This window comes from Bifidobacterium merycicum DSM 6492 (assembly GCF_900129045.1).
GTDB lineage: Bacteria > Actinomycetota > Actinomycetes > Actinomycetales > Bifidobacteriaceae > Bifidobacterium > Bifidobacterium merycicum.
In genome coordinates this window covers 21,509-33,910 of sequence record NZ_FQTX01000002.1, presented here as the reverse complement: position 1 = coordinate 33,910, position 12,402 = coordinate 21,509, and the positions used below count along the sequence as shown (strand labels likewise).

General features: G+C 62.5%; 11 protein-coding genes. 3 read left to right on the top strand and 8 right to left on the bottom strand.

Translation table 11 applies throughout. The features are described from left to right. Positions 1-61: 61 nt before the first annotated feature. The 5 genes from dapA to BUB29_RS02705 all read right to left on the bottom strand — a co-directional run bounded on the left by dapA (position 62) and on the right by BUB29_RS02705 (position 5,146). A complete protein-coding gene (dapA, locus tag BUB29_RS02725) occupies positions 62-967 on the bottom strand; it encodes a 4-hydroxy-tetrahydrodipicolinate synthase (RefSeq protein WP_033521991.1) in 906 nt (301 codons plus the stop codon). A 371-nt stretch (positions 968-1,338) separates the two neighbouring features. After that, a complete protein-coding gene (dapB, locus tag BUB29_RS02720; RefSeq protein WP_033521993.1) occupies positions 1,339-2,094 on the bottom strand; it encodes a 4-hydroxy-tetrahydrodipicolinate reductase in 756 nt (251 codons plus the stop codon). 74 nt (positions 2,095-2,168) lie between these two features. Continuing rightward, positions 2,169-3,458 carry an MFS transporter gene (locus BUB29_RS02715; RefSeq protein WP_051914875.1) on the bottom strand — a complete coding sequence of 430 codons (1,290 nt, stop codon included), beginning with the start codon at positions 3,456-3,458 and terminating at the stop codon, positions 2,169-2,171. A gap of 137 nt (positions 3,459-3,595) precedes the next feature. Further along, positions 3,596-4,300, bottom strand: coding sequence for a GNAT family N-acetyltransferase (locus tag BUB29_RS02710; RefSeq protein ID WP_033521995.1), 705 nt, complete (start codon positions 4,298-4,300; stop codon positions 3,596-3,598). 288 nt (positions 4,301-4,588) lie between these two features. Continuing rightward, positions 4,589-5,146, bottom strand: coding sequence for a very short patch repair endonuclease (locus tag BUB29_RS02705; protein ID WP_267895162.1), 558 nt, complete (start codon positions 5,144-5,146; stop codon positions 4,589-4,591). Between the two features lie 101 nt (positions 5,147-5,247). Here BUB29_RS02705 and purB point away from each other — a divergent pair, with 101 nt between their 5' ends. From purB to BUB29_RS02690, 3 genes are all read left to right on the top strand, one after another. Next, a complete protein-coding gene (gene purB / locus BUB29_RS02700; RefSeq protein ID WP_033521997.1) occupies positions 5,248-6,684 on the top strand; it encodes an adenylosuccinate lyase in 1,437 nt (478 codons plus the stop codon). A 142-nt stretch (positions 6,685-6,826) separates the two neighbouring features. After that, the gene (locus BUB29_RS02695) at positions 6,827-9,229 is read left to right on the top strand and encodes a lysylphosphatidylglycerol synthase transmembrane domain-containing protein (RefSeq protein ID WP_033521999.1); all 2,403 of its coding nucleotides are present in this window, start codon (positions 6,827-6,829) and stop codon (positions 9,227-9,229) included. Positions 9,230-9,409: 180 nt separating this feature from the next. Continuing rightward, positions 9,410-9,694 carry an HU family DNA-binding protein gene (locus tag BUB29_RS02690; RefSeq protein WP_003825746.1) on the top strand — a complete coding sequence of 95 codons (285 nt, stop codon included), beginning with the start codon at positions 9,410-9,412 and terminating at the stop codon, positions 9,692-9,694. Positions 9,695-9,772: 78 nt separating this feature from the next. On the opposite strand, the gene pafA is transcribed toward BUB29_RS02690, so the two are convergent. The 3 genes from pafA to BUB29_RS02675 all read right to left on the bottom strand — a co-directional run bounded on the left by pafA (position 9,773) and on the right by BUB29_RS02675 (position 12,393). Further along, a complete protein-coding gene (gene pafA, locus BUB29_RS02685) occupies positions 9,773-11,260 on the bottom strand; it encodes a Pup--protein ligase (protein ID WP_033522001.1) in 1,488 nt (495 codons plus the stop codon). Beyond that, positions 11,260-11,454 carry a ubiquitin-like protein Pup gene (locus tag BUB29_RS02680; RefSeq protein WP_033522003.1) on the bottom strand — a complete coding sequence of 65 codons (195 nt, stop codon included), beginning with the start codon at positions 11,452-11,454 and terminating at the stop codon, positions 11,260-11,262. The genes pafA and BUB29_RS02680 overlap by 1 nt, the downstream gene beginning before the upstream one ends. A gap of 93 nt (positions 11,455-11,547) precedes the next feature. Continuing rightward, entirely contained in the window at positions 11,548-12,393 is an 846-nt protein-coding gene (locus tag BUB29_RS02675; RefSeq protein ID WP_033522005.1) for an inositol monophosphatase family protein, read from the bottom strand. Positions 12,394-12,402 lie beyond the last annotated feature (9 nt).

The following is a 12,402-nucleotide window of genomic DNA, read 5'->3' as shown; positions in this document are numbered from 1 at the left end:
CTCTTACGGGAGCGACAGTTGGAATCGTCCGGCTGTGCACGGCGAAACTCGAGGGGTTGCCTCACAGCAATCCGGCGGCTAGCATGCCCGCCTTCGCTTTCTCGAGCTGTGCAGCATCCGGACCGATATTCGGCAGACGCATGGTGGTGCTGTCCAGTACGCCGCGCACCTTCAACGCGGCCTTGGCCATAACGGCCTGATAGCCATCACCGTTCATGGAATGGACAAGCGGCGCAAGTCGATTGGCCAGACGCTGCGCCTCATGAATATCGCCGCGATCGAACGCATCGACCAAATCGGCCATCGGGCCAGCGGCCACATGTGCGATCACGGAGATAATGCCCACCGCACCGATGGAGAGGAACGGCAGGAACAGGCCGTCATCGCCGGAATACCAGGCGAGCCCGGTACGCTGCTGCTTCTCGACGGCCGCGGCCAGATCGCCGGTGGCGTCCTTGACCGCCACAACATGATCCAACTCGGCGAGACGGTCGTACGTTTCGACCTTGACTTTCAGACCGGTACGGGAGGGAACATCGTAGACGATGATCGGCTTATCGGTGCTTTCGTCGACGGCCTTGTAATGGCCGACGACGCCGTCCTGGCTCGGACGGGAGTAGTACGGCATGACCACGAGCACCGCGTCGGCGCCCGCCTCCTGGGTTTGTTCGACCATGCGAACGGTGTGCGCGGTGTCGTTGGAGCCTGCGCCGGAAATCACCGGCACATCCACGACTTCCTTGACCGCGCGGACGAGATCCACCTTTTCATCCATGTGAGTGACAGGCGATTCGCCGGTGGTACCGTTGACCACCAGACCGTCGGCACCGTCGGCCACAAGCTGCTTGGCGAGTTTCTGGGCCGCTTCGAAATCGACGTCGCCATTGGGCTTCATCGGGGTAATCATCGCCGGAAGGATACGTCCGAACGGGGCCGGGTTCAACAGGTGCATGTCACTCTCACTCATATCTGCCACGGTACTTCCCGCCACGGACGCTACAACGCTCATTCCACTGTCCGTTTCACATTTCAATCCCTTTCCCGTATTCGCCCCTCGCCTCGTACGCCCGAATCCGTCCGATTCGGGGGAGGGAATCACAACCCGACAGGCCCCATCCCCACTTCCCGACAAAACCAAGCCGAATCTGTCTGATTTTGAGGAGGGGAGGCACAAGCCGGCGGAACCCCATCCCCGTTTTCCGACAAAACCAAGCCAAATTTGTCTGATTTTGAGGAGGGGAGATGCGCCGAAGGGGATGCGGCAGGATGGGTTCGTTTCCGGGCATGAAAAAGCCTCCCGGGCCGTCTTGGCCGCGGGAGGCTGGGATTCCTTGCGGATTACAGGTCGAGGAAGTTATCGAGGCCGACGGTCAGACCCGTGGGAGCGTCGCCGGCGAGCTTGCGCACTGCCAGCAGGACGCCCGGCATGAACGAACCGCGATCGAAGCTGTCGGCGCGAATCGTCAACTGTTCACCGGCATTGCCGAACAGCACCTCCTCGTGGGCGTTCAGACCGCGCAGACGGACGGCGTGCACGTGAATGCCGTCGACCACCTGACCGCGGGAACCGCCGTCGGTTTCGGTGTTGTCCGGGACCTCGCCGAGACCGGCATCCTTACGGGCCTGCGCGATACCGTGCGCGGTGTGGATGGCGGTGCCGGAGGGGGCGTCCACCTTGTTCGGGTGGTGCAGTTCGATGACTTCGGCGGATTCGAAGTAGCGGGCGGCCTTGGTGGCGAAATAGTCGGCGAGGACCGCGGAGATGGCGAAGTTCGGCGCGATGAACACCTTCTGATCGCTGGGGCGCGGACCGTTCGCGATGGCCTCACGCACCTGGGCGAGCTTCTCGTCGGTCCAGCCGGTGGTGCCGACCACGACGTCCACGCCCTGCGCGATCAGGGTAAGCACATTGCCCAGGCTGACGGACGGGACGGTGAATTCCACGACCACATCGGTGTTGGACCGGTCGATGCGGGTGAGGTCGTCGCCCGCGTCGAGCGTGAGCGCAAGCTCCATGTCATCCGCGCCGTTCACCGCCGCGACCACATGGGATCCCATACGCCCCTTGGCGCCGACAACCGAAACCTTGACCATGCGTATCCTCCTTCGCATATACGAGGGCGGGGCCTTCCGAACGGAAAACCCCGCCGCAATCCATACGCCCGAGCCTAGCCGCGTTTGCGGACGAGGGCCCATCCAAGCAGCGCGAACGGAATCGAGCACAGCACGAAGATCCACGGCATCATCAGACTGGTGCTCGGCGTGGCATGGTCGAGCACGATGCCGGTGATCATGGAGCCGAAGGACGCGCCCACCGTTCCGGCCGTACTCACCCAAGACAATCCCTCGGTGAGGGATTCCTCGGGCACGGTCTCCTTCATCACCAGGTTGCCGGAGGCGAACACCGGCGAAATGGTCAGACCGGTGAGGATCTCCACCAATCCCATGATGATCAGATTGCCCATGCAGGCGTGGATGACCACGAATCCCACGGTCATGATCGCAAGGAACATCACCATGTGACGCCAACGGGAGCCTTTGAGCTCACGCGAGCCGAAAACGAGCGCGCCGATGCATGAGCCGAGCGCGAGCATGGCGAGCTGCACGCCCAGCACGGAATCGAGGTGCAACGATTTCATCACGGCCGTCATGGAGGTGTCGAACGCGGTGAAGCTCATGTTGAAGATGATGAAGACGAGCAGCAGCGGGATCACGCCGGCATAGGTGAGCACGCTGCGTTTGCTGTTCCCACGCCCGCCTTTCAGTTGGCTGAGTCCGAACCGCACGGCGTTCCTGCTGGCGGAACCGGTCGCGTTCGCGGAGCGCACCGACTCGTCGCTCGCATCGGCGGCGACGACCTCGACGGGTCGCATGACCGGCGGCTGCGTGTCGCGCAGGGCGAAGAAGATCGTGCCACCGATCGCCGCCGCGCACGTGGGTACGAACAGCTGCGAGACCGGGTGCACGGATGCCGCGAGGAACGCGGCCAGGATCGGGCCGAAGATGAACACGATCTCATCGATGGCGGATTCCAACGCATACGCGGTGTTGAGCAGCCCGTTGTTGCCGGTGCGTTCGAGCACATACGCCCAGCGGGTGCGCACGAGCGCGCCGAACGCGAACTGGGTCAGGCCCATCACGACGGCCAGCAGGAACAGCAGTGGAATCGGTACGCGCACAAGCGCCGCGAAGGCGAAGGCGAGCATGGCGACGATCTGCACGGCGAGCACCATCCTGCCGATGCGACGCTGCCCGAACCGGTCGAACAGACGCGCGTACAGCGGGGTAACCACCGCGGTGGCGAGCACATAAGCGGCGCTCATGGTGCCGGCGATCGTCCAATTGTCGTACAGGTGGTTGAGAGCGAGGATGATGCCCAGGCCCATCATCGACATGGGAAAACGCGCGAGCGCACCGGACGCGCAGAACGCTTTCGTGCCGGAGATGGAGAACAGCATCGCGTACGGCGAACGCTTGGGCTCGATGGTGGTTTCTGCGGTGGTTTCGGGGGTGTGATCGGTTTCGACGGTTTCGATGACGCCCGCGGTGCCTTCGATCTCGACATCGAATTGCCGTGAGGTTTTGTTGCGCATCATCAGATCTGCACCTGTCCACGGTAGATGAACATGTCATCGAACAACGGTTCGTCCCCCTCGGCCACCGGAGTGCCGGCGGGGCGTTCCGCGATGCGTTCCAGCCCCTTGTGATCGTAGAAGCTCACGTCGCAGTCGGAATCAGTATGCAGATAGAACGCGTCCACGTCCCATGCCGCCAGATACCGCTGCATACGGTTCCACAATCCTCCGCCGACGCCGCACCCGCGCACATCCGGGTTGACGACGAACAGTTCCAGTTCGCCCAGCGTGGTTTCGTTGGCATGGCCTTCGCGTTCCAGCTCCAGCTCCAGGGCGAAGGCGTTGTTGAGTCGGTCAAGCCGTTTCGACGCCTCGACGTCGGCGCGGATCAGACGCTCAGTTTCGGTCATTTCCCCGGCAACGTCGATCTCGTCGAGCTGGGGACTCTCCCCCGCTACACGGATGAATGTGACGCCCGCGAGCACGCCATCCGCGGTGAACGCGGCATTCGCGAACGTGGCCGGCTGCAGGTAGTGCAGCACGAAATATCTGGATATTAGCGTCGAATACTCGGTGCCCGCGAGCGCCCCGTCCTGCGGCCAGGTGCGGTCGAACAGTTCGGTCACGGCATCCAGATCGTCCCAGGTGATGGGGCGGTAGATGATGGAATTCGGGTTGATGCCAGCATTCCCGCCGGCGGGGTTGGTTGCGTTCTTCGCAGCCATGATCTGCTCCTTAGTCGTGTCGCATCCGGCACGTGCGCCCGCCCACACACGCTGCGCGAGGGTAGCGGTTTCCTCGCAACGTGGCCTTCGGTGCGTTTACTCCCTGAAGCCGGCCCGCCGCCCGTTTCGGCGCGACGGCATCGCTGCAAAAACATTGAGGAATCCCGTAGCTCTACTCGGCAAGGATCTTGTCTTGTCAGGCCTTTGAGCTCACGATTCGGCTCGAATAGGCCTAACCGATACTAGCGGCACGTGCCGATACCATGCCGACGGCGTAATCCATTCGGCTCATTCGACGGTTTTCCCGCTATTCTTCCCGCCGTTCCCCTCATCGTCCCACACCCACCGACTGTCGCCGGTCTCATCGATATGCGACTCTTCTGAGTCGACGATCTGCGTATACAGCCGTTCGAGCCGTTCCTCACGCACCGGTTTGGCGAGTTCACATTCCCATACGTCGATGACACGCCAGCCGTCGTCGAGCAGACGATGATGCTGGTCACGGTCGCGCTCGCGGTTGCGCAGCAGTTTCGCATTCCAGAATTCCACGTTGGATTTGGGCATCGAATGGTTGCCGCAGTGCTCATGCATATGCCAGAAGCAGCCGTTGACGAATACGATGACGTGGTATTTGGGCAGCACGATGTCCGGATGCCCTGGGTAGCGTTTGTCGTTTTTGCGGAATCGCAGGCCGCGGCGGAACAGGTAGCTGCGTACGAGCACTTCGATTTTGGTGTCTTTGCCGCGGATGCGCGACATGGTGTAGCTGCGCGTGCCGCGCTCGTATTTACCGGTTTCGCCGGTTGTCGCGCGTTTCGTGTTCTTCCCCCGTTTCGCCCGTTTCACCGGTTTGCGCTTCTTCGCATTCTCTTCGTTCTCGCTTGCCACGCACACGAGTGTAACGCCATACGCCGCACAGCTCCACGCCACCAAGTACCCTGAAAGGCATGAATCTTACTGATATCTCTCCCGCAGTCGCACTCACCCCTCTCGACGGCCGTTATCGCAACGCCACCGCCCCTCTGGTTGAATACCTGAGCGAACCCGCACTGAACCGCGAACGTATGCGCGTGGAAGTGGAATGGATGATCCTCCTGGCCAACGGTTTCGAAGGCAACGGCAACCGCCCCGTCGTCGACGGCGTCACCCCGTTCACCGAAGCCGAACAGGCGTATCTGCGCGCCATCCCCGAGAACTTCGGCGCCGAAGGCATCGCCCGCCACGCCGCGCATGAGGCGATCACCCACCATGATGTGAAGGCCGTGGAATACTACATCGACGACTTCATCGACGAAGCCCCCGCCGAACTGACCAACATCAACGACCGTCTCAAGACGCTGGTGCATTTCGCCTGCACCTCCGAAGACATCAACAACCTCTCCACCGCCCGTTGCGTGAAGAACGCCATGGAACACGTGTGGACCCCCGCGTTCAAGGAGATCATCGACCATCTCGCCGGCAAGGCCGAAGAGTATAAGGACAAGGCGCTGCTCTCCCTGACCCACGGCCAGCCCGCCACCCCGACCACGCTCGGCAAGGAACTCGCCGTATACGTGTACCGTCTGAACCGTCAGCTCAAGCACATCGAACAACAGGAGTACCTGGGCAAGATCAACGGCGCGACCGGCACGTTCGGCGCCCATCTGGCCGCCTGCCCGGACGTCGATTGGATCGCCGTCTCCCGTGAGTTCGTCGAGAACCGCATGGGACTGACCTGGAACCCGCTGACCACGCAGATCGAAAGCCATGATTGGCAGGCCGAACTGTATTCCACCGTCTCCCACGCGAACCGCATCATGCACAACCTGTGCGTGGATGTGTGGATGTACATCTCCCGTGGCGTGTTCGCGCAGATCCCGGTGAAGGGCGCGACCGGATCCTCCACCATGCCGCACAAGGTGAACCCGATCCGTTTCGAGAACGCCGAAGCGAACTTCGAGATCTCCTGCTCCCTGCTCGACACCCTGTCCGCCACGCTGGTGGAATCCCGCTGGCAGCGCGATCTGACCGATTCCACCACGCAGCGCAACATCGGTTCCGCGCTCGGCTACAGCCAGCTGGCCCTGTACAACCTGATGGGCGGCCTGAAGTCCATCCACCCGAACGATTACGCCATCGAGCATGAGCTCGACACCAACTGGGAGGTGCTCGGCGAGCCGATCCAGACCGCGATGCGCGCCTGCGAGCTCAAGGGCCTGCCCGGCATGGAGAAGCCGTATGAGAAGGTCAAGGAGCTGATGCGCGGCCACGAGATCAGCAAGGAAGCCGTCGAACACTTCATCGACGAACAGTCCTTCGACGATGAGACCGCGGCACGTCTCAAGGCGTTGACCCCCGCGACCTACACCGGATGGGCCGGCAAGCTGGTCGCCTTCGACCGCTGAACCGCACACTCCGATTGCCGATGCCGGTGACGCCCCAAGGCGCCGCCGGCATCGGCAATCCACATTCATGGGCGTCACGGGCCGCACCGGCACGTGACCCGACAGCCGGCACAGCCCGCAACGCATAACGGATAGGACGGATATGCATATTGACGACGTCGCCCCACGGCGCACACGAGACTTCGGGGACCTCACCCGCGCGGCGCTTTCACTCGTGGGCGCGATCATAGTGATGGTGTTCGCCGTATACATGGGCGGTATCACCAGCGGCGTCGAATCCGACGCCCACACCGCGGCGCAAGCCATCAACTGGCTCGCGGACATCCCCGCATCCGTACTGCAGCAACTCGCCACGGTCCTTATCGTCGTGATGGTGAGCCTGCAACTGCTCTTCGCCCGCGAATGGCTCACCACGGTGACCGCCATAGCCAGCATGCTCATCGGCTATCTCGCCTCATGGGCCGTTTCCACCCTGCTATGCGGACTGGGCGACAGAATCCTGGCGCTGGCATTGATTTCCGCCACCACCATGCTGGATTCCGGCCTATTGCCTGGCATCTACGCGGCCATGGCGGCCTTCCTGACCACCGCAGGCCCAAGACGCATACGCTCGTCGGTCAAATGGGGATGGAACATCCTCTACGCCACCGCCGCGCTCATGGTCATCCTCTCCTGGCATTCCGTGACGGGCATGCTCGTCTCGTTCGTCATAGGCAGGGCGCTCGGCATGATCATCCGATTCATCGTAGGCACGCGCAACACCGGCGCATGGGGCAAGGACCTGGCGAACGTACTACGCAACATCGGCCTCGACGTCGAAACCCTCACACGCCAGCAGGAACCCCATTCACGCGTCCGCGCCCTCAATGTCTCCCTCGACGACGACCTGGTCGAAGGCTCGCGCATCTACGACATGCGCACCGCAGCCGGCAAACGGTACGTGATCTCCGTACTCGACGCGCAGATGCACACCGCCGGATACCTCAAGCAGCTGTGGAGCTGGCTGCGATTCACCGGCATCTCCATCCGTCGCGACCGCAACGTCCGCGACGCCGTACAACACCACTTCGCCATGCTGCTGGGACTACGCTCCGCCGGACTGCCCGCCATGGCACCATACGGCGTGGCCGACACCGAGGAATCCGCGATTCTCGTCCTCGACGCGCACACCGGCGAACGCCCCACGAACCTGAACCTGCTCACCTACGACGACGCCATCGAATACATGCGATTCCTCGACGTGGCGAACCGCCGCGGCTACACGCACCGCTGCATCACCCCCGACACCCTCGCCCGAATGGACGGCGGCATCCCCGTCATCGCAGGCTGGCACAACGGCGACAGCGGATCGGCAGGCACCAACATCGCACTCGACAAAGTGCAACTCCTCGCCCTGTTCGCGGCACTCATCGGCGTGGACGACGCGCTCGCCGCCGCACGCGAGGTCTGGGGTGAGGAGACGCTGCTCGACATCGCGCCGTTCCTGCAGAAGGTCGCCATCCCCTTCCCCACACGCGCGCTGGAATCCTGGGATAAGCAGATGTTGAAAACCCTGCAGACCCGTATCAACGCCATGGCCGACGACGAGCAGAACGACGCCCCGGAACCGGTGACGCTCGCCCGCTTCTCCTGGCGGTCCATGCTGGCCATGCTGTTGGTCATCGTCGCCGTGGTCGTGGTGTTCACCCAGCTCAAGCCCGAGGAGATCATCGCTGCGCTGCGCAACGCGAATCCCGCCATGGCCGCGATATGTCTCACGTTCGGCGTGCTCAGCTGGATGGGTTCCTCCCTATCGCTCGGCGCGCTGATCGAGAAAAACAAACGTCGCCCGCTCGGCATATTCATGAGCCAGGTGGCCGGCGGTTTCGCGACCGTGTCGATGCCCGCGGGCGTGGGCCCTGCCTTCGTGAACCTGCAGTTCCTGCGCAAAACCGGCTACCGCAACACCGTCGCCACCGCGATCATGAGCGCAGTGATGGCCGTCTATTACCTGACGTATTTCGCGTTGCTGATTCTCATCGGCCTGTTCACCGGCAAGCACACGCTGTCCGGCAGCATTCCCACGAACACCCTGGTGATCGCGCTCGGCGCGGTCGGCGCGGTATTGGCCATCGCCATGATGATTCCGCCACTGCGGCATGTGGTGACGCAACGTTTTGCGCCCATGGCGAAACGATATTTCACGCAGCTGGTCAACGTGCTCAATCAGCCGACCGAATTGACGGTCAGCATCGGCGGCGGCGCGTTGCAGAACATCGCCACCGGTCTGGCGTTCTGGGCGGCACTGCTCGCGTTCGGCGTGCATATGAACCCCATCGAAACGATTTTCGTGTTCATGCTCGCCTACGCGCTCGGTTCCGCGGTCCCCACGCCGGGCGGCTTGGGCGGCGTGGAAGCGGCGCTCACCTTCGCGTTCGTGGCGGTCGGTGTTCCGCAGGGCGTCGCGTTGTCCGCCACGCTGCTGCATCGCGTGGTGTTCTACTGGCTGCGCATCCCGCTGGGTGCTCTGGCCATGAAATGGCTGGATCGCCATGATCTCATCTGAGGAAACCCGTCCAATCATGCGAACTTGCCACATAAGCCTCACATTTTTGCCCAAAACGGGAGAAAAACACGGAAAAACGTTGTCATAATGCGGTATTTGGCGGGTTCGTGCGCTAATATCTTACATGTCACAAACGGATGCACTCCTGGCGGAGTCATCCCCGGATAAAGAAGGACACTTATGGCATACAACAAGTCTGATCTCGTCTCGAAGATTGCTCAGAAGTCCAACCTGACCAAGGCTCAGGCTGAAGCTGCCGTCAACGCTTTCCAGGATGTGTTCGTCGAGGCTATGAAGTCCGGCGAAGGCCTGAAGCTGACCGGTCTGTTCTCCGCTGAGCGCGTCAAGCGCGCCGCCCGCACCGGTCGCAACCCGCGTACCGGCGAAACCATCGAGATCCCCGCCACCTACGGCGTGCGCATCTCCGCTGGCTCCCTGCTGAAGAAGGCTGTCACCGAGAAGTGATCTCGCGCCATAGATAAGCAAACCCCCCGCCCGATGTCGGACGGGGGGTTTGCTTATGCCTCACATGTCTCGCTAGTCTCACCGGACTCCGCCAGCCTCGCCGCGCAGCGCATCCATCAGCGCGGTGAACTCCGCAGTGGAGTGCGCGTCGAACGGGTCGAGCAGCACCGCCTCGCGCCGGACCGGACTGGCCAGCGTGCACGTGGTCCAATCGCAGGAGAATTGCGCGTTCGCCTCGCGGGCGACACGCACGAACCGCCCACGCAGCGCGGCACGGGTGCCCTGCGGCGGCGTATCGACCGCCTTGTCGCCGGCATCCCGGTCGGCGATCCGCCTCAACTGGCCGTGTGCGACCAGCGAACCGTACAGGCGACCGTTGGCCACATCATGGTACTCCAATTCCAGACGCTCCAACGCGGTGCGGGAAACCTGCGGTTTACGGCGGCGCACCGCCTCCGCCAACCGGTATTTCACCGCCCAATCCACACGCTGCGCGAGCGCGGCCATATCCCCACGCTCCAACGCATCCAACGCCCAACGCCATGCGTCGAGAATCGCTTCGGGCGAAGTACGCGGCAATCCAGCGGCGATTGCGTCGCCATGTTCATGCACGAACGCTTCGACCACGTCGAAATACCGGCGCTGGATCCGCATGGCCGTCAACGTGCGACCGTTTGCTTCACCATCCGCACCCTTGACAGCCAATCCGGCTTCCGGGTCATCCAGGAAACGACTCACGGTGCGATTCGCCTCGGTGGGGTCGGCCAAAGCAAGCCCCTCGAACCCGGAGGGAACACCACGCCGCACGGCATCCTCGATCACGCACAGCACCAGATGCGTGGTGGCGAGCTTCAGCCACGTAGCCCACTGCGAACGGTTGGAATCACCGATGATCACATGCAGACGCCGGTAGGATTCAGGATCGGCATGCGCCTCGTCACGGGTGTTGATCATGGGGCGCGCCCGCGTGGTGGCGGATGAGACGGCCTCGTCAAGGAAGTCGGCACGCTGCGTGATCTGGAAACCCGACTCGGCGAACCGCCCCGCACCCGTATACAGCTGACGGGTGATGAGGAACGGCAACAGCTGCTCCTCGATGAGTTCAAGATTCACGAAACGGCGCACGAGATAATTCTCATGGCAGCCGAACGCATGCCCGGCGGAATCGACGTTGTTCTTGAACACGTGGATCGTGGCATGGTCGCCATGACCGGCACGCAGACGGTGCTGCGCATCCAAGGCGAGACGCCGCATGATATGTTCACCAGCGAGATCCTGTTCGAGCGCGTCCATGGGGTCGGCCGCCTCGGCGGTGGCATACTCCGGGTGCGAGCCGACGTCCAAGTACAGGCGTGAACCGTTGTCCAGATACGTGTTGGTGGATCTCGCCCGCGACACGACCGGCTGGAACATCGTCATGGCCACCTGACCGGCGTCCACGGCTTTATCGGCACCCGTGACGGATACGCCGTATTCAGTTTCGATGCCGAAGATACGTTCGAATCCGTCGCGCATACCGGTACGCTCATGCATGGCGCGGGTGCTGCTGTCACGCAGCTGAGGCATCACTCGCCGCCTTTTTGCACGAAGCTCGACACGTAATCCTCGGCGCTGGTCTCCAACGTCGATTCGATATCGTCGAGCACGGAATCGAGGACATCGAAGTCCTCCTGCTGCTGTGCGGCGCCGGAGGCAAGAACCTGATCCTCGCCGCCCGACTGCTGCTCCTCATGCTGCGTCTGCTGGAACTGCTGTGGCATGATTGGTCACTTCCTTGATGTTCTGATGAAGTTCTGACGTCCCGATGGAGTCCGATGGAACCCAATGGTGTCCGATGGATCAGTGCTGGTGGGTCAGTGCTGGGTGAGGATCGGCTTGAGCTCGCGGTCGATCAGCCCGTTGGTACATACGATGTCGTTGTTCTGACGCCAGTGGATGTCACTGCCGTCCCAACGGTGCAACGCACCCTGCGCCTCCCAGACCACCACGGCTGCCGCGGAAATCGCCGGCACATCCCAATCGTGCAGTGCGGGCTCGAAATACGCGTCATACGTGCCATCCGCGACCTTGCACAGGTCGAGCGACGCGGGACCGACACGCTTGACGTCGGCGGGATGATGCCCGGCCAACGCCGCCACCGCGGCCAGAGCGCGATCGGATTCGCCGGGAAGGTACGACATGCCGAAACTCACTACGGATCCCTCAAGATTGGGGGTGACGGACGGTACGACCTTCTCGCGTTTCTCGCCGAGCTGCGTGTTACGGATGCGCACCGCGCCGCCGCCGCGCACCGCCACATACGTCTCGCCCAATGCGGGGGCGTGCACGACGCCGAGAATCGGCTGAGCCGACCCCTCCCAATTGAATTCGAACAGGGAGATGGTGACGGCCCATTCGCTCATGTTGCGCACGTAGTTGATGGAACCGTCAAGCTTGCCGACGCACCAGTAGCGCTGCCCCGGATGGCTTTCCGCCGGGCGGGTCTGCCAGAAACCGTCGAAATGATTGATATCCGCAAGACGGCCCGACACGTATCGCAGCAGCCTGTTATCCACTTCGCCGGCGAAACGCTGACCGCCCTCGCCGTGTGTGATCACGCTGCCATGTGAGTTCAACTGATCCTGCAGAGCGTGGACGCCCGCCGCCTTGGCCGTTTCGACGACCTTCATCGCCAGTTCGCGTAGATTCTCTTGTGTCATAGTGCACAT